This is a genomic window from Geodermatophilus sp. DSM 45219, from assembly GCF_900104025.1.
GTDB lineage: Bacteria > Actinomycetota > Actinomycetes > Mycobacteriales > Geodermatophilaceae > Geodermatophilus.
On record NZ_FNIQ01000005.1, the window covers coordinates 163,005 to 187,586 of the forward strand.

A 24,582-nucleotide genomic window follows, 5' to 3' on the forward strand; every position below is an offset into this window, starting at 1 on the left:
CTCAGCGGGCCGTTCCGGTGACCAGGGCGAGCAGGCCGGCCTCGTCGAGCAGGTCGACCGGGCGGACGGTGACCCCGGCGGCGACGTGGTGGAAGCCGGCGCTGACCCGCTCGACCGGGACGCCGGTCAGCCGCGCCCAACCCAGGCGGTAGGCGGCCAGCTGCACCCCGGCGGCGGCCAGCTCGGCACCGGACGGCGGTGGGCCGGTCTTCCAGTCGATGACCTCGTAGCCACCGTCCCCGTCGCCGAACACCGCGTCGATCCGCCCGCGCAGGGTCAGCGGCCCCAGGGGCGTCTCGAACGGCACCTCGACCTCCAGCGGCTGGCGGTCGGCCCACTCACCGGCGAGGAACGCCTCCTGCAGCTCGGCCAGCGCGCTGTCGGGTGCGGCGAACTCGTCGCCCGAGCCGGGCAGCTCGTCGAGGTCGACCAGCCGGGAGGCGCCGAAGCGCTCCTCCAGCCAGGCGTGGAAGGCGGTGCCGCGCCGGGCCAGCGGAGCGGGCGCGGCCGGCATCGGGCGGCGCAGCCGGCGGGCCAGCTCGGCGGGGTCGCGGCGCAGCGTCACCAGCGCCGACACCGACAGGTGCGAGGGCAGCGGGACCTCGACGGTCGGGCTGGCCGACCTCGCCCGCTCGCGCAGCAGCAGGTCGGCGTCGCGCACCCACTGGTCGACCAGCGGATCGGGGTGGCCGAGGCGGGCGTCGGTCTCCAGCGGGTGCGCCGCGGACCCGGCGACCAGCTCGGCGGCCGCGGTGAGCGCGCGCCGCCGTCCGGGGGCGAGCGGGTCGGCGGGCCAGACGCCGACCGGCCACTCCTCCAGGGCGGGGTTGGTCGCGCCGTCCTCGGGCGCCGGCGCCCAGTGCACGACCGTGCCGGCGCCGCCCTCGCAGGCCTCGCGGACGGTGTGCAGCAGGGACGATGGCCCGTTCGGCCGCACCCCGTCGCGCCACCAGCTGCCCGAGCAGACCAGCAGGTGGCGGGCGCGGGTCACCGCGACGTAGCCGAGCCGGACCTCCTCGCCGGTGCCGAAGCGCTTCCACTCCTCGACGTACTCCTCCAGCGACTGCGAGAGCACCTTCTGGTCACCGGAGCCGGGCACCGGGCGGCGCCACTGCGGCAGCTCCGCGCGGTCGACGGTGCGCAGCTCGGCCGGCACCGCGCCCGGGTCACGGATCCAGGAGTCGGCGACCCCGGGCTTGGCCGGGAACTGGTCCTCGGTCATGCCGGGGACCGCGACGACGTCCCACTCCAGCCCCTTGGCCGAGTGCCCGGTGAGCAGTTGCACCGCCTCCGGGTTGACCGCGACCTCGCCGGGCTCCAGCCCGCGCTCGCGCTCCTCGGCGTCGCGGAGGTAGCCCAGGAAGGCCGGCAGCGAGGGCAGCTCGGCCAGCTCGGTGAACTGGGCGGCCACGCCGTGCAGGGCGTCGAGGTGGGCGCGGGCACCGGCCGGGCTGACGTCGGGTGCGCTGGCCAGCTCGGTCTCCAGGCCCAGGGTGCGGGCCACCTCGTCGACCAGGTCGGGCAGCGACTCCCCCAGCCGCGCCCGCAGCCCGGACAGCTCCGCGCCGAGCCGCCGCAGCCGGCGGTACCCCTCGGCCGACCAGGCGTCGGCGTCCCCGAGGTCGTCGAGGGCCTCGACGATGCTGCCCCGCTCGGTCGGCGGCTCCTCGCGGCCGCCGGCCGCGCGCTCGGGGCGGCGGGCGTGCACCAGCGTCCGGGCGCGGGACTCCAGCGCGGCGAGGTCGCGCGGGCCGATCCGCCAGCGGGCGCCGGTGAGCAGCCGGCCGAGGGCGTCACCGGCGGTCGGGTCGACCAGCACGGTGAGCGCGGCGACGACGTCGGACACCTCGGGCACCTCGAGCAGCCCGCCCAGCCCGACCACCTCCACCGGCACGTCCCGCTCGCGCAGCGCGGCGGCGATGCCGGGCAGCTGCTTGCGGGTGCGGGCGAGGACGGCGACCGTCGGCGGGCGGCCGTCGGGACGGCGGGTGAGGACGGCGTCCGTGCCGTGCCAGCAGGCGGCCAGCCGGTCGGCCAGCGCGGCGGTCTCCTCGGCGACGGTCCGGTACAGGCCGACGGTGACCGAGCCCCGCCCGGCGGTCGGCGCGGGAGCCAGGTCGGGCAGCGGCACCTCGGGCTCGGGCAGCACGGCCGACACGGCGTTGGCCACGGCGAGCACGGCCTCGTCGTTGCGCCAGCTGGTGGCCAGGGTGAGCCTCTCGGCCCGGCGGTCTCCGGTGCCGGGGAAGGTCCGCGGGAAGCGCTCGATGGTGCCCGCCGAGGCACCGCGCCAGCCGTAGATGGACTGGCGCGGGTCGCCGACGGCGAGCACCGGGTGCCCGGTCGCCCGCCCGAACAGCGCCTCGAGCATGCGCAGCTGGCCGACGCTGGTGTCCTGGTACTCGTCGAGGAGCACCACCGTCCAGCGGGCGCGCTCGCGGCGGCCGACCTCTGCTGCTGCCACCGCGATCCGGGCGGCGTGCGCCACCTGGTCGGCGTAGTCGATGGAGCCCATGGCCCGCTTGCGCGCCTCGAACGCCTCGACCAGCGGCAGCAGCGCCACCCGCGCCCGCTGCCGGGCGAGCACGTCGAGCACGTCCTTGTACGGCCCGCGCTTCTTCGGGGCGTCGGGGTAGCCGTGCACCTGCGCCTCGAGGCTCGCCGTCCAGGCCCGCAGCGCGGTCGGGGTGATGTCGTGCTCGCCCATGTCGGCGGCCAGCGCCAGCACGTCCTCGACCGTGGTGAGCAGCGACAGCGGGACGTCGTCCATGTCGCCGGTGTACGCGGCGACCACCTGGGTGGCCTGCCCCCAGCACATGGCCGGGCCGAGGACGCCGGCGCCGGGTTCCACGCCGATCCGCAGCCCGTGCTCGGCGACGAGCGAGGCGGCGTAGCCGTGGTAGGTGGCCACCGTCGGCCGGGCGATCTCCAGCCGGTCCTTCAGCTCCCGCTCGGTGTCCGGGTGGCGGGCCAGGGCCCCCAGCCGGAGGTGGATGCGCTCGTTGAGCTCGCTGGCGGCCTTGCGGGTGAAGGTCAGGCCGAGGACGGCCTCGGGCTCGACGACCCGGTTGGCGACCAGCCAGGAGACCCGCGCGGCCATCGTCTCGGTCTTGCCCGAGCCCGCGCCGGCGACCACCACGAGCGGCCGGTCGGCCGGGGCCTCGACGACCCGTGCCTGCTCGGGCGAGGGCGCGTAGGACAGCCCGCAGCGCGCGGCCACCTCGGCCGGGGTGAGCAGTCGCCGTGGCTCGGGCCGGGGCGCGCTCTCACCGCCGAGCAGGTCGTCGAAGGAGAGCTGGTGAAGGACCCCGTCCTCCTCCCCGCTCGCAGGCTCGCGGGGGGAACCGGAATCGGGCCTCACCCGGTCACCTGTCGGCCGCGCTCGTGCAGCGGGCAGCTGCGCCGGGCGGGGCAGCGCTGGCAGTGGGCGCCGGTGCGCACCTCGAAGGCGCCGGCCCCCATCCCCTCACCGACCGCGGCGATCAACTCGCCGGCCGGGGTCTGCTCCAGCGGGACGTCGGCCGGCAGCGGCTCTTGGTGCTGCTCCTTGGCCCGGGCTCCGGTGCCCACCTGCAGCAGCGCCGCACCGCCGGGGACGGTGCCGTGGTCGCCGAACCCGCCGGCGGCGACCGCGACCTGGTAGGCGGCCAGCTGCCCGTGCGTCTCGACGTCCTTGGCCGCGGTCCGGCCGGTCTTGAGGTCGACGACGACCAGCCGGCCCTCGGCGTCGCGCTCCAGCCGGTCGACCTGCCCGCGCAGCCGGGCCCGGCCGACCGTCACGTCGAAGTCCTCCTCGGCCGCGACCAGCGTGCGGCCGTTGGCGGTGTGCCAGCGCAGGAACCGCTCGAGCATCTGCTGGGCGGTGGCCCGCTGGCGCTGGTCGGCCCAGCCCGGGCCCAGGTCGAGCTGGTCGAGCTCGGCGGCCAGCGCGTCGGGCGCCTCAGCGGAGGGCAGCCCGTCGGCGACCCGCTGGGCGACCGCGTGCACCGCCGAGCCGATGGTCCGGGTGGCGTCGGGCGAGGCCTCGGCGCCGACCGCGCCGAGCACCCACTTCAGCGGGCAGCGCTGGAAGGTCTCGATGGCCGACGGGCGCACCCGCACCGGGGCGTCCGGGTCGACGAGCGGGGCGTCGTCCGACAGCGGGGCCAGGCCCCACCAGGACCGCGGCGCCGCCCCGGGCACGCCCTCCTCGGCGAGCCGCCGCAGCACCGCGGCTGCGGCGGAGCGGCGGGCCGGCGGGGTGTGCGGGTCGGTGACGGTGCGACGCAGGTCGGCGACCAGGGCGGGGAGGGTCAGCGAGCGGGGCAGCTCGGTGAGCGGGCGGCCGTCGTCCGGCGGCGGCACCACCAGGTCGAGGAAGCGTGAGGCGGTCGCGCCGGCCTCGGCGCCGTCGAGCGCCCCCTGGACGGCGGTGACCACCAGCCGGCGCCGGGCTCGGGTGCAGGCGACGTAGAACAGCCGCCGCTCCTCGGCCAGGGCCAGGGTGCGCCGGTCGACCGCAGCGCCGTCGATGCCGGCGGCCAGCTCCACGAGCTCCTCGGTGCCGAGCAGCGTGGCGCGCTCCCGCAGGTCGGGCCACACGCCCTCCTGCACGCCGGCCACGCACACGACGTCCCACTCCAGGCCCTTGGCGGCGTGCGCGGTGAGCAGCCGCACCGTCTCGTCGGTCGCGGCCCGCGCCGCGCCGGTGTCGCCGGGCAGCTCCTGGGCGGAGAGGTGGTCGACGAACGCCCGCACGTCGGCCGAGGGCAGCCGGTCGACGAAGCCGGCCGCGGCGTCGAACAGCGCGACGACGGCGTCGAGGTCGCGGTCGGCGACGGCGCCGGCCGCGCCGCCGGCGGCACTGGCCCGCGCCCACCGGCCGGCCAGGCCGCTGCGCTGCCACATCGCCCACAGCACGTCCTCGGCGCTGCCGTCGTGCGCGAGCGCCGCCCGGCCTGCGGCGAGGACGCCGGCGACCCGGAGCGCGGGTCGGGCCACGTGCTCGGGCAGCGTCTCCAGCAGCAGCTCGTCGGTGACCGCGGTCGCCAGGGGGGCGCCGCGCTCGGCGGTGTCGATCCCCTGCCGGGCCAGGGCGATGCGGACCGCGCGGCGCAGCCGCCGCAGGTCGAGCACGCTGGCCCCGCCCAGCGGCGAGGCCAGCAGCGCCTCGGCCGCCGGCTCGTCGAGGCCGGCCGGGGTGCCGTCGGCGCCGGGCAGCAGCGCGTCGAGCGCGGACAGGAACGGCGCCACGGCGGGCTGGGCGGCCAGCGGGAGGTCGTCGGCGGAGACGGCGACGGGGACGCCGGCGGAGGTCAGCGCGCGCCGCAGCGGACCCAGCGCGAGCGTCGTCCGGACGACGACGGCCATCTGCGACCACGGCACGCCGTCGAGCAGGTGGGCGCGGCGCAGCACGTCGGCGAGGTAGGCCGCCTCGACCGCGGCCGACCCGAAGACGTGCACCTCGGCGGTGCCGTCGTCGCTGCCCTCGACCGGCTGCAGCCGCCGGTGCTGGGCCGGGCCGGGCAGCCCCTCGGCGACCCTGCGGCTGACCCGCAGCAGCTCGGCACCGGAGCGGCGGCAGACGCCCAGGGACAGCCGGCCGGCGGGCCGCCCGTCGACGTGCCGGAACCGGTCGGGGAACTCGACGATCCCGCGCGGCTCGGCACCGCGGAAGGCGTAGACGGCCTGGTCGGGGTCGCCGACGGCGACCAGGTCGCCGCCACGGCCGGCGAGCAGCGCGAGCAGCTCGACCTGCGCGGGGTCGGTGTCCTGGTACTCGTCGACGAACAGCCAGCGGGCCCGCTCCCGTTCCTGGCGGAGCAGCTGGGGGTCGTCCTCGAGCTCGAGGATGGCCTGGCGGACCAGCTCGGCGGGGTCGTAGCCGGAGGAGTCACCGCGGGAGGCGGTGGCGAAGGCGGTGACCGCCTCGTACTGCTCCTGGAACGCCGCGGCGAGCACCCAGTGGTCGCGGCCGGTCGCCCGGCCCCAGGCCGCCAGCTGCTCGGACCCGACGCCGCGTTCGGTGGCCCGCAGCAGCAGGTCGCGCAGTTCGCCGCGGAAGGCGTTGGTGGCCAGCGCCGGGCCGAGCTCCTCGGGCCAGTGGACGGCGCCCTCGCCCTCGACGTCCCCGCGCAGCAGCGAGGCCACGACGGCGTCCTGCTCCGCGGCGGTGAGCAGCCGGGGCGGGGGCTCGCCGCGCAGCAGGGCGGCACGGCGCAGCACCCCGTAGGCGTAGGAGTGGAAGGTGCGGGCCAGCGGCTCGCGGATGGTGCGGGCGACCCGGCCGGTGATGCGGGTGCGCAGCTCGGCGGCGGCCTTGCGGCTGAAGGTCAGGACGAGGATCTGCTCGGGGTCGACCCCGCGGTCGATGCGGGCGGCGACGGCCTCGACGATCGTCGTCGTCTTGCCGGTGCCCGGTCCGGCGAGCACCAGCAGCGGGCCGCCGGGGTGGTCGACGACGGCCTGCTGGGTGCGGTCCAGCCGCGGGCGCGCGGACGGCACCGGCCCGCTCTGCACGAGCCGGTAGACCGGCGCCCCTGCGTCCCCCCGCTGTGCCACCCGTCGATTGCAGCACGGACCGCCGACGCTTCCCGTGCCGCGGGGCCGTGGTCCTCGGGGCCGGGCGGCCCTCCTCAGGGCCAGGCGACGGCGGACAGGTCGATGCGACCCGAGCGCACCGGCACCCCCTCGGCGGCGAGCAGCGCGAACTGCTCCACGCGGACCGGCTCGGCGACCGAGCCGTCGGCCCGGACCACGCGGTGCCAGGGCACCGCTCCCCCGCCCTGCGACAGCGCGCGGGCGACCCGCCGGGGCCCGACGCCGACCAGCCGGCCGACGGCACCGTAGGTGCTCACCCGCCCGGCCGGGATCCGCTCCACGACGTCGAACACCGCCTCGTCCACGTCCAGCGGCGAGGTCCCCGGTGGCGGCGGTCCGGCGGGCGCCGGGGGGCTCACCGCACGTAGTCGCTGTTCGTCGTCCACCACTCGTAGAGCGCGGCGAGGTCGGCCTGGGTGCCGCCCTCCCCGACGACGATGCCCTCGGTGAGCGCGACGTCGTCGGTCCAGTAGAGCCACGGCCGGCCGTCGATGAGCGCGCAGGCCAGCTGCCCCGAGCTGCCGGCGCCCGACCACTCGCCGATGCCCTGGCTGCCGATGCAGTCGGGCTCGCCGGGGAACTCGGGGAAGCCGCGACCCTCGACGTCCCGGCTGAACACCTCGTCCAGGGTCGCCTTGTCGGCGTAGAGGTGGAACTGCGCCTCCGTGGGACCCGGCTGGGTGAGCGCCGCGCCGCAGGTGGCCGCGGCGATGTCGCCGTCGCCCGCCAGCTCGCGTTCGGAGCAGCCGGTGAGGTCGACCGGCAGGGTGGCGACGAAGTCCAGGCTCGGCGCGGGCGCGGGCGCGGGGGCGACCGGCGTCGGCGGGGGCAGAGGTGGCGGCAGCGGGGTGCGGCCGGGGGACGGCGACCGCGACGGGCGGGCCGGCTCGCTGGAGGACGCGGTGGCCGCAGCGGGCGCCGGGTCGTCGTCGTCCCCCAGCGCCAGGAACAGGGTGGCGGCGATGGCGATGACCAGCACGACCCCGGCGACCAGCGCGACGACGAGCCCCTGCCGGCCCGGCCTCCCGCCGCCGGGTCCACCGGGGGCGCCGTACGAACCGGGCGCGCCGTACGGACCGGGCGCGCCGTACGGACCGGGTGGACCGTACTGACCGGGTTGGCCGTACTGACCGGGTTGGCCGTACTGGCCCGGAACTCCGTACTGGCCAGGGGGGCCGGGCTGGGCGGGAGGGCCGTACGGACCGGGCTGCGACGGCTGCCCGGCCCAGCCGCCCTGCGCGGGCGGCTGCCCCGGTCCGCCGGAGGGGTTGTACGGGTCCGGGCCTGAGGGCGGCTGGCTCATGCGGAGCACCTCCTGCTGGTCACGGGCACCGCAGCGTAGAGGCGGCGTGCCCGGCAGGTGGGCGTCTCCTGCGCGGCTCCCGGGGTCAGGCGCGGCGCCCGTACCTGCCCAGCAGGCGCACCTGCGGCGGGGCGGTGCGCGGCACGTCCAGCGGCGGGTCGAACAGGCCGCGGACGCCGTCCTCGGGCAGCCGGTCGGCGACGACCAGGGACGCGGTGACCAGCGCCGGGTCCAGCTCGGTGTCACCGCCCGTGGCGCGGGCCAGGTCCCAGCAGTGCACGGTCAGGTCGGCGGTGAGCTCCTCGATGTACACCGCTGCCGAGGTCGGTCCGCGCCGCAGGTGGACGGTGTGCAGCAGCGCCCTGTCCTGGGCGAACGCGGCCAGCGCGCCGTCGGCGGCGGTCTCCCACCCGGTGAGCGGGTCGTCGCCGAGCAGGTCGGGGGTCTCGTCGGGGAAGCGCCCGTCGACGAGGTCGGCGGGCTCGCCGGCCAGCAGCGGAGGCGTCCACAGCGCCTCGGAGACCAGGTGGGCGACGAGGTCGGCGACGGTCCAGCCGGGCAGCGCCTCGTCGTCCCACTGCTCCGGTCCGACCGCGTCCACGCGGTCGGTGAACTCGGCCTGGGCGCGCTGGAACAGAGCCAGCAGCTCGGTCGGAGCGAAGTCGGCCATGCGGTCAGTAGACAGCGAGAGGGCCCGGTCCGCCCCGTACGGGAGCAGACCGGGCCCAGGTGAGTTGCTGGAACGGCCCCCTCGCAGGGTCCCGGCCCGAGCGGAGCGAGGGTAGGGGGCGAGGGGGTCCTTCTAATAGGTCGGCAGCGCCTTGTCGATGCGCGTGGCCCAGGCGGTGACGCCGCCCTGCACGTGCACGGCGTCGGAGAAGCCGGCGTTCTTCACCGCGGCGAGCACCTCGGCCGAGCGGACGCCGGTCTTGCAGTGCAGCACGATCGGCTTGTCCTGCGGCAGCTCCGCGAGCGCGCGGCCGGAGAGGATCTCGTCCTTGGGGATCAGCTTCGCGCCGGGGATCGAGACGATCTCGTACTCGTTGGGCTCCCGGACGTCGATCAGCTCGAAGTCCTTGCCGGCGTCCATCATGTCCTTGAGCTCGTCGACGGTGATCGTCGAGCCCGCGGCGGCCTCCTGGGCCTCGGTGGACACGACCCCGCAGAAGGTCTCGTAGTCGATCAGCCCGGTGATCGGCTCGGCATCGGGGTCCTTGCGCACCTTGATGGTGCGGAAGGTCATCTCCAGGGCGTCGTAGACCATCAGCCGGCCGAGCAGCGTCTCGCCGATGCCGGTGATGAGCTTGACCGCCTCGGTGGCCTGGATGGCGCCGACGGTCGCGCACAGCACGCCGAGCACGCCGCCCTCCGCGCAGGAGGGGACCATGCCGGGCGGCGGCGGCACCGGGTAGAGGTCGCGGTAGTTGGGCCCGTGCTCGTTCCAGAAGACCGAGACCTGGCCGTCGAAGCGGTAGATCGAGCCCCAGACGTAGGGCTTGCCCAGCAGCACGCACGCGTCGTTGACGAGGTAGCGCGTGGCGAAGTTGTCGGTGCCGTCGACGATGAGGTCGTACTGGCCGAAGATCTCCATCACGTTGTCGCTGTCCAGCCGCGTCTCGTGCAGGCGGACGTCGACGAGCGGGTTGATCTCCTTGATGGAGTCCCGCGCGCTCTCGGCCTTGGACCGGCCGACGTCGGAGGCGCCGTGGATGATCTGCCGCTGCAGGTTCGACTCGTCGACGACGTCGAACTCGACGATGCCGAGCGTGCCGACCCCCGCCGCGGCGAGGTACATGAGCACCGGCGAGCCGAGGCCGCCGGCGCCGACGGCGAGCACCTTGGCGTTCTTCAGCCGCTTCTGACCGTCCATCCCGACGTCGGGGATGATCAGGTGACGGCTGTACCGCCGGACCTCCTCGATCGAGAGGTCCTCGGCGGGCTCCACCAGGGGTGGCAGGGACACGAGCTGCTCCTCAGTACTCGACAGCGGCCCAGCGCAGGCCTGCGTTCGTCGGGTCAACAGCGTGGCACGCCCGGCTGATTCCCCGTCGACCGGAGCTGCGCGCGAGGATCGGGCTCAGCTCCCGGCGGTCAGGCGCTCGACCGTCTGGGCGACGTGGACGACGGACGGCACGGAGAAGACCCCGCCGATGACCGCCCGCACCCGGTCGTCGGAGAGGCCGGAGGTCCGGGCGACCGGCCGGGCCACCGCGTCCGCGAGCTTCGCGCGCCAGCCCTGCAGGCCGGCCTTGCCGAACGAGATCGCATCCGTGCAGGGCCCCCACCCCGGCACGGCCGGCCGGACGTGGCGGAAGGCCCGACCGTGTGCGCTGGTGCGCACTTCCAGCATCCGGCCCTACGCATCAGCGCCCAGCGTCGGGGAACCAGCGCCCCAGGGATGAGGCCAGGCGTTCCCGGCGCAGCCCTCGCGTGGTCGCCTGGTCGATCGTCCGTGGCCTGGCGTCGGCTCCCGATCACCCCTCGGTGCCGGTCGTCGCGGTGCGCTGGTCGGCGAACCTGCGCCGGGCGTCCTCCAGCGCCTCGACGGCCTTCCCCCGCTGCTCCCAGCCGCGGGTCTCGGCCGACTTGTCGGGTGCGAGGGCCTCGTAGATCTCGAAGAAGTGCCAGATCTCGGCGATCTGGTGCATCGGCACGTCCTCCAGCTCCTGCAGGTGGAGCTGCCGCGGGTCGGTCGCGGGGACGCAGAGCAGCTTGGCGTCCGGGCCGTGCGTGTCGTGCACCCAGAACACGGCGATGACCCGGGCGCGGACGAGGCAACCGGGGAAGGTCGGCTCGGTGAGGAGCAGGAGGGCGTCGATGGGGTCGCCGTCCTCGGCCAGCGTGTCGGGCACGAACCCGTAGTCGCCCGGATAGCCGGTCGCGGTGAAGAGCATCCGGTCGAGCCGGATCCGGCCGAGCCGCGGGTCGTACTCGTACTTGTTCCGCGATCCCTTGGGGATCTCGACGATCACGTCGACTTCCACGGCCACGCCTCTCCTCGGCGATCGGCCCCGGAGCCCGGAGTGGCCGATGTCGCCCCGCGACCCTGGCGCGGCGTCCGTCGTGCGTCAACCGGGTCACCGGCGAAACCGGGAGACCGCGCCCGGACGGGCGATCAGGGATACGGCCAGGCGTTCTTGGTGCAGCCCTCGAGCCCGAGCGTCTGCTGCTGCATGACGGGGGCGGGTCGGCCCGGACCGGGGCACTCCTGGTGGCCGTTGCCGAGCGCGTGGCCGACCTCGTGGTTGACCACGTACTGCCGGTAGGTGGGGATGTCGCCCTGGTAGTCCGGGACGGCGGTGGCCCAGCGGGCCAGGTTGATGACGGCGCGGTCGCCGTAGCGGCAGGAGGTGTAGCCGCCGGTGCCGACGCCGGGGCAGTACCGCTCCATGCTGCCCGGGCTGATGAGGGTCACCTTGAACTCGAACTGCCCGGTCTCCGCCTCGGCCCGGCCGACCCGCTGGAACGACATCCGGCCGCCGTTGCCCCACGAGCGGGGATCACCGAGCGTCGCCTCGACGGCGCTGGCGAACGCGGGCCCGTCCACCTCGATGCCGTCCTCGACCTCGACGACGAAGCGCTGCAGCGGCCCGGTCCCGGAGACCGGGGAGCTGCCGTCGACGACGGTGACCGTGCCCGCGCCCTGCTGGACGAAACCGGGGGCGCCGACGGCGGTCTCGGGCGCCTCGGCCGGTGCGGCGTCCACCTCGGCCGGTGCCGGAGGAGCGGCGGAGGGCTCGGCCACCGGGTCGGCCGTGTCGGGCGCCGCGGCCGCGGCCGACGGCGAGGGTGGCGCGGTGGCCGTCCCGGTGGTCTCCGAGCCGCGGACCGCGAGGTCCACGAGCGTCACCACGGTGACGAGGGCCAGCAGCGGGATCGCGTAGGCACGCCAGCCCCACCGCGTCACGAACCGGCGGAAGCGCCCGCCACCGCCGCCGGACCGGGACCGGGTGCGGCCGGTGACGACGACGCGGGTGCCCCCGCTGCGGGGCTCGGCCGGGGCCGGAGCGGGACGGCGCACCCGCGGCCGCTCCGCCCGGCCCGACGGACCCGAGCGGGTCAGCACCGGGTTGGTCTCGGCGAAGCGCGGGGGCTCGTACGGGTCGGCCCGGCGAGCGGGCGGCGGCACCCGGGGGAGGCCGCGGACGGGCTCCTCGGCGCGCGCCGGACGGCCGGGCGGGCCGGCGTCCGGCGACGGTCGCGTGCGCCCGTTCGGCCCGCGGCCTGGGGAGGCGTCCGCGGGACTCACGCCGCCAGGTTCTCACGCCCCGGCCGGCCGACGTGGGCGGCTCGCGGGGACGGCGTGTGGCCCCCGCGCACCCGGTCAGGAGGCCCGCGCGGCGTCCTCGTCGTGCGCCGGCTGCCCCGCGGCGTCCTCGGCCAGCGCGAGCACCGCCCGCGCCACCGGCTCGGCGGCCTCGAGCATGGCGACGTGCCCCACGCCCTCGAGCACCTGCAGGCGCCCGTCGGGGACGGCGGCGGCCAGCCGCGGTGCGAGGGCGGGGTCGACCAGCCGGTCGCGGTCGCCCCAGACGACCAGGGTCGGGGGGCGCAGCGAGCGGGCCAGCCGCCAGGCGTTGCCGGGGCCGACCCGCAGGTAGGAGGTGATCAGGCTGCGCATGCTGCGGGTCAGGGCGCGCGTGGCCCAGGGCTGCCCGGCGCGCTCGCGCATCTCCTCCAGCGCCTGGTCCAGCCGGGCCCGCGGCACCCGGCGCGGGTCGCCGAAGCACACCTGGACCATGCCGCGCACCTGCTGCTCGGGTGTCGCGCCGGACAGCCGGCGCTCGGCCAGGGCCGGGATCCCCGGGAGCAGGAGCAGCAGCAGGGTGCGGCTGAAGACGCCCGGCACCCGGTAGACCGGCATCGCCGGCGAGATCAGCGTCAGGGTGGCGACCAGGTTGGGACGGCTGGCCGCGACGAACAGCGACACCAGACCCCCGAGCGAGTTGCCCAGCAGGTGCACCGGCCGGCCGGCGCCGTCCCCGGGCTCGGCGACGATCCGCTCGAGGACGTCGACGACGGCGGCCACGTGCCCGCGCACCGAGTACGACGAGCGGGCGGGTGGCCGGGAGCGGCCGAAGCCGGGGAGGTCCACGGCCCAGCCGTCGAAGCGGACGGCGAGCAGCGCGGCGAGGTCGGTCCAGTTGGTCGAGGCGCCACCCAGCCCGTGCACGTAGAGCGCCCGCTCCCGCGGCGCGCCCGCGCCGTCGAGTGGACCAGTCCACGGCGTCCGCCGGACGTGGACCTCGCCGCCGCGGACGGGCACCTGCCCACCGGGCCAGGGCGGCGGGACGGTGTCCGCGCCGGGCAGCGGGACGGTCGACAGCCGGGCCTGCCGGACCGGCGTCCCCACCGGGACGGCGGACGCAGCGGGACCCTCGGGCACCCGGTCGACGGTAGGTCAGCACGGACGACGGCGCGCGATCGGGTGACCGGTCGGTAACATCCGTCCGCCATGCACGCACCCCGGTCAGCACCCGCGCCCGTCCGCCGCTCCTCCCGTCTGCCGCGGGGCGCCCGCCGGGCCCAGCTGCTCGAGGCGGCCCAGGAGGTCTTCGTCGCCCAGGGCTTCCACGCCGCGGCGATGGACGAGATCGCCGACCGGGCCGGGGTCAGCAAGCCGGTGCTGTACCAGCACTTCCCGGGCAAGCGGGAGCTCTACCTGGCCCTGCTCGAGCAGCAGGTCACGCTCCTCACCGACCGGGTCCGCGAGGCGATGGAGGGCACCGACGACAACCGCACCCGCGTGAACGGGGCCGTCGGCGCCTACTTCGACTTCATCAACGCCGAGGGCGCCGCGTACCGGCTGGTGTTCGAGTCCGACCTGCGCAACGACGACGACGTGCGGGAACTGGTCGACCGGGGTCACCGGGCCTGCGTGGAGGCGATCGGCGAGGTCATCGCCGCCGACACGGGCCTGGACCGGGAGCGGGCGCTGCTGCTGGCCTCGGGCATGACCGGGTTGTCGGAGACCAGCGCCCGGTGGTGGCTGCCGCGCAAGGGCACCGTGTCCCGGGACGAGGCGGTCTCGCTGCTGACCTCGCTGGCCTGGCGCGGCATCTCCCGCTTCCCGCGCCTCGAGGGCGGCGAGGGTCCGGCGCGCTGAGCCCCCCGGCGGGACGGCGCGCTCAGCGCCCCGCGGGCCGTTCGCTGACGGCGCACCTGCACCGCAGGTCGGCCGCTCGGCCGCTGCACTAGCGTGGGGAACAGCCGCGCAACTCGAGGAGGCATCCCCCGTGGAAGTCAAGATCGGTGTCCAACACTCCCCCCGGGAGCTGGTCATCGACAGCCCCAAGACCCCCGACGAGATCGCTGCCGAGGTGGCGAAGGCCATGTCCGGCGCGACCAAGGACGGCCTGCTGACGCTGGTCGACGACCGCGGCCGCCGGGTGCTCGTCCCCGTCGACCGCATCGCCTACGTGGAGATCGCGCAGGCCGACCAGCGGCGCGTGGGCTTCATCGCCGGGGTGTGACGACAGCCCCGGGAGCACCGCAGCGAGGAACGGGCGAGGAGCGGACCGGGGCGCGGAGTCACGCCAACGGCACGGCCTGAGGGCACCCGCACGTCCCGACGGGGCGCCTCCGCTGCGGCGGGGGCGCCCCGTCGTCGTCTGCGGGAAGGGCCCCGAGACCGCCCGGGGACGTCGACCCGAGCTGCCGTCCCCGCCCGACTGCGGGGAACCCGGGCGCAGATCCCCCTCCGCAGCCCCGACTTCCCGGCAACCGTGCTCCGGGGACCTGGCGGCGGTGCGGTCCGGGAGACCGCGACGTCAGGGGTTGAGGCCGAGGGTCTCCATGCGCTCGGTGTGGGCGCCGGTGATGCGGTCGATCAGCCGGGCGATGCCGGCGAAGTCCCCGGTGCCCTCGACGATCAGCGCGGCGAGCTGGTCGCGCTCGGCGATGACGGCCTGCGACTGGCGCACGGCCTCCCCCACCAGCCGCCGTCCCCACAGCGCGAGCCGGCCGGACAGCGTGCGGTCGGTGGCGATGGCCGAGCGCACCTCCCGGACGGCGAAGTCGGCGTGGCCGGTGTCGGCGAGGACGTCGAGGATGAGCGCCCGGTCGGGGTCGGGCAGGTGGGCCGCGATCTCCCGGTAGAAGTCCGAGGCCAGGCCGTCGCCGACGTAGGCCTTGACCAGCCCCTCCAGCCAGGTGCGCGGCCGGGTGCTCTCGTGGAAGGCGTCCAGAGCCGGGACGAAGGGCGCCATCGCCGTCATCGGGTCGGCGCCCAGCTCGGTCAGCCGGGCGGTCAGCCGGACGTGGTGGTCGATCTCGGCCGCCGCCATGCGCGCCAGCGCGGCCCGGCCGGCGAGGGTGGGGGCCAGCCGCGCGTCCTCGGCGAGCCGGTCGAAGGCGGTGAGCTCGGCGTAGGACAGCACGCCCAGCAGGTCGATGACGGCCTGCTCGTCGACGGCGTCCACTGGCAGCTCCCGGGTCGGCGGAGGGTCGGGCCACTGCCCCGGACGGGTGGGCTCGGGGCCCCGGGCAGCGCGGCGCAGGGAGGCTAACCGGTGCGCGCGCTATGGTGGGAATCGGCGAGCCCTCGGGTTCGCTGGTGCATCTGCGCGCTGACGACCGCTGGAGACGACGCCCCGAGGGGTTTCCTCCCGGACCGACACCGAGGTGCGGCCCGGTTTCTGCTGGCCGCGTCGGCGCTGGAACCGATCCCGCGACACCCGACCGGGACTGGTGCGACAGCGGCGCGATCGCGCCTCCGGAGCCGGTCCCCCAGCAGACCAGAGGCGAGACACCGACCTTGACCGAGAACACCCCCACCACCCCCGAGCTCGACCACGCCGAGTCCGGCGCTCCCGCCCCCGAGCAGCTCGAGCAGGCCGTCGAGGAGCTCGGCGGCGCGCCCGTCGCCCCGGACGCCCCGCTGTTCAGCGACTTCGATGTCCACCCCGACGTCGTCGCGGCGCTGGCCGAGGCCGGCATCACCCGGACCTTCGCCATCCAGGAGCTGACCCTCCCCCTGGCGCTGGCCGGCAACGACCTCATCGGCCAGGCACGCACCGGCACCGGCAAGACCCTCGGCTTCGGCGTCCCGCTGCTGCAGCGCGTCGTCCCGGCTGCCGAGGGCGGCGACGGCGTCCCGCAGGCGCTGGTCGTCGTCCCCACCCGTGAGCTCTGCGTGCAGGTCTCCCGCGACCTGGCCACGGCCGGCGCGAAGCGCGGCATCCGCGTGCAGGCCATCTACGGCGGCCGGGCGTTCGAGCCGCAGGTCGCCGCGCTGCAGGCCGGCGTCGAGGTCGTCGTCGGCACCCCGGGCCGGCTGCTCGACCTGGCCCAGCGGGGCGACCTGATCCTCGGCAAGGTGAAGGTGCTCGTCCTCGACGAGGCCGACGAGATGCTCGACCTGGGCTTCCTGCCCGACATCGAGCGGATCCTGGCGATGGTCCCGGACAAGCGGCAGACGATGCTGTTCTCCGCGACCATGCCCGGCCCGATCGTGACGCTGTCGCGGTCGTTCATGACCCAGCCGACCCACATCCGGGCACACGGCAACGACGAGGGCTCGACGGTCCCCCAGACCACCCAGTTCATCTACCGGGCGCACAACCTGGACAAGCCCGAGCTGCTGTCCCGGGTGCTGCAGTCCCGCGACCGCGGCCTGGTGATGGTGTTCTGCCGCACCAAGCGGACCGCGCAGAAGGTCGCCGACGAGCTGGTCGAGCGCGGCTTCGCCGCCGCGGCCGTGCACGGCGACCTGGGCCAGGGCGCCCGTGAGCAGGCGCTGCGCGCCTTCCGCAGCGGCAAGGTCGACGTGCTCGTCGCCACCGACGTCGCCGCCCGCGGCATCGACGTCACCGGTGTCAGCCACGTCGTGAACTACCAGTGCCCCGAGGACGAGAAGACCTACGTGCACCGGATCGGCCGCACCGGCCGCGCCGGCAGCACCGGCGTCGCGGTCACCCTCGTCGACTGGGACGACATCCCCCGGTGGCAGCTGATCAACAAGGCGCTGGAGCTGGACTTCACCGACCCGCCGGAGACCTACTCCACCTCGCCGTGGGTGTACTCCGACCTGGACGTGCCCGAGGGCGCGACCGGCCGGCTGCCCCGCTCGCAGCGCACCCGCGAGGGGCTGGACGCCGAGACCGTCGAGGACCTCGGCGAGACCGGCAAGCGCACCCGCTCCGGCGGCGGCTCCGGCGCGAGCCGTGGCCCCGCCCGGTCGGACGAGGAGGAGCCGGCCGGCCCCCGCAAGAGCCGCCCACGCCGGCGCACCCGCGGCAGCGGTGCCGCGACGGGCGACGCCCCGGCCGCGCCGGCCGGTGCCCCCGCCGGCGAGGCCGCCCCGACCGGGGACGGCGCCGCCCGCAAGCGCCGCCGTCGTCGCCGTGGCGGCGGCTCCGGGCAGGGCTCCGCCGAGCCCGCCGCGTAAGCACCGGTCGGGTGCCCGTCACGTCCCTGCGCCGCCCGCCGCTGCGGGTGTGGGTGTGGACGGCGGCCGTCCTCGTGCTGGCCGTCGTCGCCACCCTGCTGTGGCGGGGCTCGGACGCGGCGGCCACCGTCAGCACCACCGCGGCACCGGCCGGCGTCCCCAGCGGGACGCCGGCCGGTGCCGTCTCCACCGCCTGGACCGCCCGCACGACCCCCACCGACGGCGCGGCGCGGTCGACCGTCGACGGCGGCCGGGTCGTCGTCGGCGACGGCCACGGCGTGCGGGCGCTGGACGTCGTCACCGGCGACGAGGCCTGGCGCTACAGCCGCGCCAACGCCCGGCTCTGCGACTGGACGGTCGTCGGCGGCCGCGTCGTCGCCGCCTACGGCACCGAGGACCGCTGCGACGAGGCGGTGGCCCTCGCGGTCGACACCGGCGTCCGGCAGTGGACCCGCAACCTGGACCTGCGCCCCGACGCCGTCCTCTCCGCCACCGAGGGCATCGTGCTGGCGACCAGCCCCACCGGCGTGCTCACCCTCGACCCGGTCGGCGACAGCATCCGCTGGCGGGCCGACCCGGACGAGGGCTGCACCATCGAGGACGCCGACGTCGGTGGCGCGGGCGTCGCCCTGCTGCAGCGCTGCGCGGGGACGACGCGCGTGCGGCTGCTCGACGGCTACGACGGCACGCCGCTGTGGAGCCGCGACGTGCCCGCCGGGACGACGCTGGGCGGGGTCGAGCAGGCCGTCGTCCTCGCCGGGGAGGGCGGGGTGCAGCTGCTCGGCCCCGCCGACGGCGCCCCGCTCGGCGCGCCCGGAACCGCGCCCGCGGCAGGGGCGTCGGTGACCGGCGTCGGCTCCAGCGCGCTCGTCTGGGCCGGCGGCACCCTCACCGTCGTCGACCAGGGCACCGGAGCGGTCACCTGGCGCACCCCGGCGACCGGGCTGCCCGCCGGCCCGGTCGACCGCGCGCTGCTGGCGGCCGGGACGTCGGTGCCGGTGCCGGAGGGCGACGCCGTCGTCCTCCGCGACCTCGCGACCGGGGCCGAGCTGCAGCGCGTGGCCGCTCCCGGGCTGCTCGCCGGCGGGCTGGTCGCGGTGACCGGGCCGGTCGTCGTGCAGCAGCTGCCCGACCGGGTCCTCGCCCACCGCTGACGTGCCTCCCGGCAGCGGTGGCGCGGGCGGGGTTCACTGGGCGCCATGGTGATGCCCGGCGGCCGCGACGACCACGCCCCTGTCCCCATCGCACCCGAGGACCTCCGGCAGCTGGCCGACCACGACGCGCGCCACCGCACCTTCGACGGCCTCGCCGGCCCGCTGGCGGCACTGGACACCGGGGGCGGCGGGGAGCAGGGCACGGTCCTGCTGGTCGCGGGCTTCACCGGCAGCAAGGAGGACTTCGCGCCGCTGCTGCGTCCGCTGTGCGCCGCCGGACACCGCGTCGTCGCGCTCGACCAGCGCGGCCAGTTCGAGTCCCCCGGCCCCGACGACCCGGCCCGCTACTCGGTCGCCGAGCTCGGCGGGGACCTCGTCGCCGTCGCCCGTCAGCTGCGCGCCGAGGGGGCGACCCCGCTGCACGTGGTCGGCCACTCCTTCGGCGGGCTGGTCGGCCGCGCTGCCGTCCTGGCCGACCCGACGGCGTTCGACACGCTCACGCTGCTGGGCTCGGGTCCCGCTCGGCTGGGCGGCGCCCGGGCGCAGCTGCTCGAGCACCTCACCCCGCTGCTGGACGCCGGCGGCGTCCCGTTGGTGCACGAGACCCTCGAGCAGCTGGCCATGACCGATCCCCAGGCGCAGCTGGTGCCCCGGCCGACCCGCGAGTTCCTGTCCCGCCGGTTCCTCGCCAACAGCGCCGCCGGCCTGCGCGGCATGGCCGACGCGATGACCCGCGAACCCGACCGCGTCGCCGAGCTGGCGGCCACCGGCGTCCCGGTGCTGGTCACGCACGGCGCCGCGGACGACGCCTGGACGCCGGAGGCCCAGGCGGACATGGCACGGCGGCTCGGAGCCCGCTACGAGGTGATCGAGGGCGCGATCCACTCCCCCGCGATCGAGAACCCACCCCGCACCCTCGAGGTGCTGCTCGGCTTCTGGGCCGCCGTGCCGTCCACCACCGGTGTGCTCCGGTGAACCGGCTCCCCTCGATCCGCGACTTCACCGCCGAGGAGGACCTCCTCGGCTTCTTCGGCCCCGACAGCGTCACCTGGCGCATCCACGCCGACCCGGCCTTCTCCGTCGGCGGCATCCGGGCGCTGCTGCTGCAGGCACTGCACCCCGTGGCCATGGACGGCGTCGCCCGCTTCTCCACGGCCTTCACCGAGGACCCGTGGGCGCGGCTGACCCGCACCGCGGAGTACGTCGCCACGCTGACCTTCGGCACCCGCCGCGACGCCCTGCGGTCGGTGCGCCGGGTGCGCGGCCTGCACCGGGGCAAGTCGGCGGTCGAGGAGGGCACCGGGCGCAGCTACTCCGTCGACGACGCCGACCTGCTGCTGTGGGTGCACTGCTGCGAGGTCGACTCGCTGCTGTCGGTCGCCCGGCGCGCCGGGGTCCCGCTGACCGACGACGACGCCGACCGCTACGTCGCCGAGCAGGTGACCGCCGCGGTGCTGATCGGCTGCGCGGCCGAGGACGTGCCCGCGACCGCCGCCGAGCTCGACGCCTACCTGGAGCGGATGCGCCCGCAGCTGGCCGCGACCCCGGCCGCCCGCAACGCGTCCCGGTTCGTGCTGGTGCCGCCGATGCCTGGCTGGGTGCAGCTGCTCACCCCGGCGCGGCCCGCATGGAGCACGCTGGCCGCCCTCGGCGCCGCCAGCCTGCCCGGGTGGGCCCGCCGGGTGTACGGGCTGCCGGGCTACGGGCTGACCGACACCGCGGCCACCGCGGGCCTGCGCGCGTTCCGGCAGGCCGCGCTGGCGGTGCCGGTGCGGGTCCGGGAGTCGCCGATCGTGCGGGCGGCGAGGGAGCGCGTCGCGGCGGCGGAGGAGCTCACGGCCTGACGTCGTCCAACTCGCGGCGGGCCGCGGCGAGCACCGCGGCGGCCACCCGGTCCAGCGAGGGTGAGCGCAGCCGCCACTGCTGCCAGTGCAGGACGACGTCGACCGCGCCGTCCGGGTCCAGCGCGACGAGCTCACCGGCGGGCTCCTGCTGCGCCGGCACCATGCCCCACCCGAGGCCCAGCCGCACCGCGCTGACGTAGTCGGCGGACGCCGGCACGTGGTGCACCGGCGGGACGGCGCCGACCCCGCGCTGCCGCAGGTAGCGGTGCTGCAGGTCGTCCCGCCGGTCGAAGACCACCACCGGCGCGCGCCCGAGTGCGGCCGGGTGGACGCCGTCGGCGAACCACCGGCCCGCGAAGGCAGCGGTGGCCATCGGCCGGTAGCGCATGCTGCCCAGCCGGGTCACGGTGCACCCCGGGACCGGCTCGGCGTCGGCGGTGACCGCGGCCATCACCCGCCCGTCGCGGAGCAGCGCGGCGGTGTGCTCCTGGTCCTCGCGGTGCAGGTCGAAGGCGAGCTCGCCGGCCAGCGGGGCGAGCGCGGGCAGCACCCAGGTGGCCATCGAGTCGGCGTTGACCGCGATCGGCAGGGTCACCGGGTCGTGCTCCCCGTCCGCGGCGAGCTCGCGGGTGGCGTCCGCGGTCAGCAGGGCCACCTGGCGGGCCAGCCGGAGCACCGCCTGCCCGGACTCGGTGACCCGCACCGGCCGGCTGCGCACCAGCAGCACCCGGCCGGTCGCCGTCTCCAGGGCCTTGAGCCGCTGGCTGATCGCGCTCGGTGTCACGTGCAGTGCCCGGGCGGCGCCGTCCAGCGTGCCCGCGGTGACGGTCGCCTCCAGCGCCCGGAGCTGGGCCAGGTCGAGGTCCACAGCCACCATCAGACCAGCTACAGGTGCGAAAGGAACATGAGCGGAACTGGCGGACGTCGCCGCCTACCGTCGCCCGGGTGACCCCCGCGCTGCTCGCCGCCGTCTCGGGCCTCGGGCTCGGCCTGTCCCTGATCGTGGCGATCGGGGCGCAGAACGCCTTCGTGCTGCGCCAGGGTCTGCGCACGGAGCACGTCGCCGCCGTCGTCGCCGTCTGCCTGCTCTCCGACGCCGTCCTGATCGCCGCGGGCACGGCCGGGGCGGGGGCGCTGGTGACCCGGGTGCCGGAGCTGCTCACCGTCGTCTGCCTGGCCGGCGCGGCCTTCCTGCTGGCCTACGGAGCGATGGCCGCGCGGCGGGCGGTGCGCCCGGCCGCGCTCGTGACCGAGGAGGCCGGACGCCGGGCCGGGCTGCTGGTCACCGTGACCACCTGCCTGGCGCTGACCTGGCTCAACCCGCACGTCTACCTGGACACCGTGGTCCTGCTCGGCTCGCTGGCCAGCACCTGGGACGACGACCGGTGGTGGTTCGCCGCCGGCGCCGCGGTGGGCAGCACGCTGTGGTTCGTCGGCCTCGGCTACGGGGCGCGGCTGCTGCGCCCGCTGTTCGCCCGGCCGTCGTCGTGGCGGGTCCTCGACGCGGTCATCGCGGTCGTCATGGTGACCCTGGCCGCGGGGCTCGTCGTCCGCGCGGTCTGAGAGGACCCCCTGCCCCCCACCACTCGCGAGCTCGCGGCGGGGCCCTGCAGGGGGCCGCCCTGCGCCGGCCCGCTGCGTGCGAGCGGGTCCTGCTACTCCTCGGGCAGGAAGCTCCACGTCTCCCGCGACGGGGTGGCGGCCCGGCCGGGCGCGCAGCTGGGCCGGAAGTCGCACCAGCCGCACTGCCGGCCCGGGAGCGCGGGGAAGGCGGCGTCCGGGTCCGCCCCGGCGTCGAGCGCCGCGGTGGCCGTGGCGATGTCGGCGGCGACGTCCTCGGCCCGGCGGACGTGGTTGGCCAGCGACCGGTCGGTGTGCTCGAAGGCGGCCACCGTGCCGCTGGGCAGGTGGTGCAGCTCGACGCGGCTGCACGGCCGGCGCAGGGTGCGGCGCACCCCGAGCACGTAGGCGGCCAGCGCGGGTGACCCGCGGGCCTCGTCGTCGGTGGAGACCGACCGGCCGGTCTTGTAGTCCACGACGACCAGCTCGTCGCCGCGCTGGTCGATGCGGTCGACCCGGCCCGAGAGCGCCAGCCGCTCGGTGGTGGCGGCCACCTGCCGTTCGGTGCCGACCGGCTCGTCGGCGGGGTCGAGGCCGGTCAGGTAGTCGGTGAGCCAGCCCGCGGCGCGGGTGCGCCACCGCTCGGACTGCTCGGCGTCGCGGAAACCCGCCGTCGACCAGACGCCGTACAGCAGCTGGCGGGCCGCGGCCGGGGTGCGCTTCGGGAGCGGCAGCTCCCACCAGGAGCGCAGCGCGGCGTGCACCGCCGACCCGACGCTGTTGTGCGCCCACGCCGGGCCCTTCGCCGGGGTCGGCCGGTCGACGTAGGCGTGCCGGTAGCGGCGCGGGCAGTCGGCGAAGGCGGCCAGCTTGCTCGGCGTGGCCGGGAACAGCCGCCGCGGCATGCCGGGCATCTTCAGCTGCGCGCCTCCCATGGCCGCCACGCTAACCGGCGTCCCCGACCGTCCCGGTGAACGGCGCGGCGCCCGTCCCGGCGGCCAGCAGCGCCTCGTACTGGTCCGGAGCGGTGGTGCAGGCGGCGATCGGCGTCGTCTTGTTGCTGCCGTGGTAGTCGCTGGAGCCGGTGACCAGCAGCCCGAGGTCGGCGGCCAGCCCGCGCAGGTGGGCGCGCTCGTCGGGGTCGTGGTCGGGATGGTCGACCTCCAGGCCGAGCAGACCCATCCCGGCCATCGTCGCGACGGCCTCGTCCCCCACCACCCGGCCGCGCCGCGTGGCCAGGCCGTGGGCGAACACCGGCACCCCGCCGGCCGCCCGCACCAGCGCGATGCCCTCGAGGACGTCGGTGTCGGCCTTGGCGACGTAGAAGGGGCTGCGGTGGTGCAACAGGGTGGCGAAGGCGTGGTCGACGGAGTCGACCACGCCGGCCTCGACCAGGGCGCGGGCCACGTGCGGCCGGCCCACCACGCCGCCGCCGGCGCGCTCGACGATCTCGGCCCAGACCACCGGGTGGCCGGCCTCGGCCAGCGCGGACACGATCCGCTCGCCGCGGCCGAGCCGCTCCTCGCGCAGCCGCGCCCGCTCGGCGGCCAGCGCGGGGTGCTGCGGGTCGAACAGGTAGGCCAGCAGGTGCACGCTGATCGGCGGCGCCCCCGCCGGGAACCAGCGGCAGGACAGCTCCATCCCGGGGACGACGGTCAGCCCGTCGGGGCGGGCCGCCGCGGCCTCCGCCCAGCCCGCGGTGGTGTCGTGGTCGGTCAGGGCGACGACGTCGAGGCCGGCGGTCCGCGCCGCGGCCAGCACCCCGGCCGGGCTGTCGGTGCCGTCGGACACCGACGAGTGCGTGTGCAGGTCGATGCGCATCAGCGCCCAGACTGCCGCACCCGCCGTCCGGCCACCCGCCCGGCTCAGGGGTCCTGCGGCTGCGGCGGGACGGGAGCGGTGTCCCGGCGCCCGCCGGTCTCGCCGCCGGGCTCCGGTCGTCGAGGGCTGCGCGGCGACGGCTCGGGGTTGCCCTCGTCGTCCCCGGAGTCGGCGCCGTCCCCTCCGAACAGCAGGTCGCTCACCCGGCGGTACATCTGGTCCGCGTGCGGCAGGTAGGTGATCTCCGACAGCGCCTGCTGCTGGCCGGCCGACTCGAAGCGGAACGTCCCGTAGCCGAGCAGCTGGCCGAGCAGCGTCTCCTTGTAGGTGAGGTCGGTGATCCGGCGCAGCGGCAGCAGGGCGACGGTCCGGACGACGATCCCCGTGGTCAGCAGGACCCGCCGGTTGGTGACGATGAAGTGCCGCATCCACCACTCGCCGCCGCGCAGCGCCAGGTACCCCAGCGCGCCGGCCAGCAGGACCAGGCCGAGGGTGGCGGTGACCCGGTTGTCGGGGTCGAGCAGCATGGTCCACAGGCCGACCGCGAGCACCGGCAGCGCCTTCAGCGCGGGCACGACGAGCACCGCCCAGTGCCGGCGGGTGGCGACGACGGGCGGCTGCTCGTGCGGGAGCAGGTACTTCTCGGCGTCCTTGCTCCACCGCGGCCGGCGGCCGTCGGGGTCCGGTGCCGCCGGGCCGCCCACGCCGGCCTAGGCGAGGGACTCGAAGAAGGAGGCGAGGGACGTCGCGGCGTCGCCGATGGCCTGCCCGGCGCTGCGGACGAACTCCGCGGAGCTCTCCGGCGCCGAGATGACGTAGAAGATCACGAAGGCGAGTGCCAGCCAGGTGAGGAGCTTCTTCACCGTCACCTCCGCGGTGGCCGTCGGGCGGGCGTGCGGACGACGGTCGCCCGCACGGCGAGCCCCATGGGTA

The 24,582-nt window shown here is 76.5% G+C and carries 23 protein-coding genes; 7 read left to right on the plus strand and 16 right to left on the minus strand.

Annotated features, from left to right (window positions below; translation table 11 throughout):
* Position 1: 1 nt before the first annotated feature.
* From BLR12_RS16480 to BLR12_RS16525, 10 genes are all read right to left on the minus strand, one after another.
* On the minus strand, positions 2 to 3,361 hold the full coding sequence (locus BLR12_RS16480) for an ATP-dependent helicase (RefSeq protein ID WP_091380467.1): 3,360 nt from the start codon (positions 3,359 to 3,361) through the stop codon (positions 2 to 4).
* Complete coding sequence (locus BLR12_RS16485; protein ID WP_255363559.1) at positions 3,358 to 6,540, minus strand: ATP-dependent helicase; 3,183 nt, start codon at positions 6,538 to 6,540, stop codon at positions 3,358 to 3,360. The genes BLR12_RS16480 and BLR12_RS16485 overlap by 4 nt, the downstream gene beginning before the upstream one ends.
* 74 nt (positions 6,541 to 6,614) lie before the next feature.
* Positions 6,615 to 6,938: an MGMT family protein gene (locus BLR12_RS16490; protein ID WP_255363560.1), complete on the minus strand. Its 324-nt coding sequence runs from the start codon at positions 6,936 to 6,938 to the stop codon at positions 6,615 to 6,617.
* Positions 6,935 to 7,882, minus strand: coding sequence for a hypothetical protein (locus BLR12_RS16495; protein ID WP_176832555.1), 948 nt, complete (start codon positions 7,880 to 7,882; stop codon positions 6,935 to 6,937). Before BLR12_RS16495 ends, BLR12_RS16490 begins: the two co-directional genes overlap by 4 nt.
* Before the next feature lie 85 nt (positions 7,883 to 7,967).
* Positions 7,968 to 8,552, minus strand: coding sequence for a TIGR03086 family metal-binding protein (locus BLR12_RS16500; RefSeq protein WP_091380474.1), 585 nt, complete (start codon positions 8,550 to 8,552; stop codon positions 7,968 to 7,970).
* 132 nt (positions 8,553 to 8,684) lie between these two features.
* Positions 8,685 to 9,845, minus strand: a complete 1,161-nt coding sequence (gene moeZ / locus BLR12_RS16505) for an adenylyltransferase/sulfurtransferase MoeZ (protein WP_091380477.1) — start codon at positions 9,843 to 9,845, stop codon at positions 8,685 to 8,687.
* Between the two features lie 114 nt (positions 9,846 to 9,959).
* A complete protein-coding gene (locus tag BLR12_RS16510) occupies positions 9,960 to 10,223 on the minus strand; it encodes a hypothetical protein (protein WP_255363561.1) in 264 nt (87 codons plus the stop codon).
* Between the two features lie 133 nt (positions 10,224 to 10,356).
* Entirely contained in the window at positions 10,357 to 10,866 is a 510-nt protein-coding gene (locus BLR12_RS16515; protein ID WP_091381222.1) for an inorganic diphosphatase, read from the minus strand.
* A 131-nt stretch (positions 10,867 to 10,997) separates the two neighbouring features.
* On the minus strand, positions 10,998 to 12,011 hold the full coding sequence (locus BLR12_RS16520) for a DUF3152 domain-containing protein (protein ID WP_255363563.1): 1,014 nt from the start codon (positions 12,009 to 12,011) through the stop codon (positions 10,998 to 11,000).
* A 195-nt stretch (positions 12,012 to 12,206) separates the two neighbouring features.
* The gene (locus BLR12_RS16525) at positions 12,207 to 13,268 is read right to left on the minus strand and encodes an alpha/beta fold hydrolase (protein ID WP_091380483.1); all 1,062 of its coding nucleotides are present in this window, start codon (positions 13,266 to 13,268) and stop codon (positions 12,207 to 12,209) included.
* A gap of 69 nt (positions 13,269 to 13,337) precedes the next feature.
* Between BLR12_RS16525 and BLR12_RS16530 the strand changes: the two genes are divergently transcribed.
* Together BLR12_RS16530 and BLR12_RS16535 are read left to right on the plus strand one after the other, a co-directional pair.
* Entirely contained in the window at positions 13,338 to 13,988 is a 651-nt protein-coding gene (locus BLR12_RS16530; protein ID WP_091380485.1) for a TetR/AcrR family transcriptional regulator, read from the plus strand.
* Positions 13,989 to 14,118: 130 nt separating this feature from the next.
* Positions 14,119 to 14,355, plus strand: coding sequence for a DUF3107 domain-containing protein (locus BLR12_RS16535; protein ID WP_091380488.1), 237 nt, complete (start codon positions 14,119 to 14,121; stop codon positions 14,353 to 14,355).
* Between the two features lie 297 nt (positions 14,356 to 14,652).
* On the opposite strand, the gene BLR12_RS16540 is transcribed toward BLR12_RS16535, so the two are convergent.
* Positions 14,653 to 15,303: a ferritin-like fold-containing protein gene (locus BLR12_RS16540; RefSeq protein WP_176832556.1), complete on the minus strand. Its 651-nt coding sequence runs from the start codon at positions 15,301 to 15,303 to the stop codon at positions 14,653 to 14,655.
* 335 nt (positions 15,304 to 15,638) lie between these two features.
* Here BLR12_RS16540 and BLR12_RS16545 point away from each other — a divergent pair, with 335 nt between their 5' ends.
* From BLR12_RS16545 to BLR12_RS16560, 4 genes are read left to right on the plus strand one after another with little or no spacing between them, the layout of a single operon-like run.
* Positions 15,639 to 17,270 carry a DEAD/DEAH box helicase gene (locus BLR12_RS16545; protein WP_255363564.1) on the plus strand — a complete coding sequence of 544 codons (1,632 nt, stop codon included), beginning with the start codon at positions 15,639 to 15,641 and terminating at the stop codon, positions 17,268 to 17,270.
* A gap of 11 nt (positions 17,271 to 17,281) precedes the next feature.
* Entirely contained in the window at positions 17,282 to 18,424 is a 1,143-nt protein-coding gene (locus tag BLR12_RS16550; protein WP_255363565.1) for an outer membrane protein assembly factor BamB family protein, read from the plus strand.
* Between the two features lie 45 nt (positions 18,425 to 18,469).
* Complete coding sequence (locus tag BLR12_RS16555; protein WP_176832557.1) at positions 18,470 to 19,399, plus strand: alpha/beta fold hydrolase; 930 nt, start codon at positions 18,470 to 18,472, stop codon at positions 19,397 to 19,399.
* The gene (locus BLR12_RS16560; RefSeq protein ID WP_091380494.1) at positions 19,396 to 20,268 is read left to right on the plus strand and encodes an oxygenase MpaB family protein; all 873 of its coding nucleotides are present in this window, start codon (positions 19,396 to 19,398) and stop codon (positions 20,266 to 20,268) included. Before BLR12_RS16555 ends, BLR12_RS16560 begins: the two co-directional genes overlap by 4 nt.
* On the opposite strand, the gene BLR12_RS16565 is transcribed toward BLR12_RS16560, so the two are convergent.
* A complete protein-coding gene (locus BLR12_RS16565) occupies positions 20,258 to 21,145 on the minus strand; it encodes a LysR family transcriptional regulator ArgP (protein WP_255363566.1) in 888 nt (295 codons plus the stop codon). The two genes, BLR12_RS16560 and BLR12_RS16565, sit on opposite strands and share 11 nt — an antisense overlap.
* 68 nt (positions 21,146 to 21,213) lie before the next feature.
* On the opposite strand from BLR12_RS16565, the gene BLR12_RS16570 reads away from it, so the two are divergent.
* Positions 21,214 to 21,831, plus strand: coding sequence for a LysE/ArgO family amino acid transporter (locus BLR12_RS16570; protein WP_091380499.1), 618 nt, complete (start codon positions 21,214 to 21,216; stop codon positions 21,829 to 21,831).
* A 92-nt stretch (positions 21,832 to 21,923) separates the two neighbouring features.
* On the opposite strand, the gene BLR12_RS16575 is transcribed toward BLR12_RS16570, so the two are convergent.
* Genes BLR12_RS16575 through BLR12_RS24640 form a run of 4 tightly spaced genes read right to left on the minus strand, consistent with a single transcriptional unit; the run spans position 21,924 to position 24,512 of the window.
* Positions 21,924 to 22,763, minus strand: a complete 840-nt coding sequence (locus BLR12_RS16575; RefSeq protein ID WP_091381228.1) for a RecB family exonuclease — start codon at positions 22,761 to 22,763, stop codon at positions 21,924 to 21,926.
* A gap of 10 nt (positions 22,764 to 22,773) precedes the next feature.
* Positions 22,774 to 23,649, minus strand: coding sequence for a PHP domain-containing protein (locus BLR12_RS16580; RefSeq protein WP_091380501.1), 876 nt, complete (start codon positions 23,647 to 23,649; stop codon positions 22,774 to 22,776).
* 44 nt (positions 23,650 to 23,693) lie between these two features.
* Positions 23,694 to 24,353, minus strand: coding sequence for a PH domain-containing protein (locus BLR12_RS16585; protein ID WP_091380504.1), 660 nt, complete (start codon positions 24,351 to 24,353; stop codon positions 23,694 to 23,696).
* 6 nt (positions 24,354 to 24,359) lie between these two features.
* Positions 24,360 to 24,512 carry a hypothetical protein gene (locus BLR12_RS24640; protein ID WP_176832558.1) on the minus strand — a complete coding sequence of 51 codons (153 nt, stop codon included), beginning with the start codon at positions 24,510 to 24,512 and terminating at the stop codon, positions 24,360 to 24,362.
* Positions 24,513 to 24,582: the final 70 nt, after the last annotated feature.

Coding starts and splice junctions, on each gene's coding strand:
- BLR12_RS16530 (WP_091380485.1), top strand. CDS start 13,338: ATGCACGCACCCCGGTCAGCACCCGCGCCCGTCCGCCGCTCCTCCCGT.
- BLR12_RS16565 (WP_255363566.1), bottom strand. CDS start 21,145: ATGGTGGCTGTGGACCTCGACCTGGCCCAGCTCCGGGCGCTGGAGGCG.
- BLR12_RS16555 (WP_176832557.1), top strand. CDS start 18,470: ATGGTGATGCCCGGCGGCCGCGACGACCACGCCCCTGTCCCCATCGCA.
- BLR12_RS16575 (WP_091381228.1), bottom strand. CDS start 22,763: ATGGGAGGCGCGCAGCTGAAGATGCCCGGCATGCCGCGGCGGCTGTTC.
- BLR12_RS16500 (WP_091380474.1), bottom strand. CDS start 8,552: ATGGCCGACTTCGCTCCGACCGAGCTGCTGGCTCTGTTCCAGCGCGCC.
- BLR12_RS16495 (WP_176832555.1), bottom strand. CDS start 7,882: ATGAGCCAGCCGCCCTCAGGCCCGGACCCGTACAACCCCTCCGGCGGA.
- BLR12_RS16580 (WP_091380501.1), bottom strand. CDS start 23,649: ATGCGCATCGACCTGCACACGCACTCGTCGGTGTCCGACGGCACCGAC.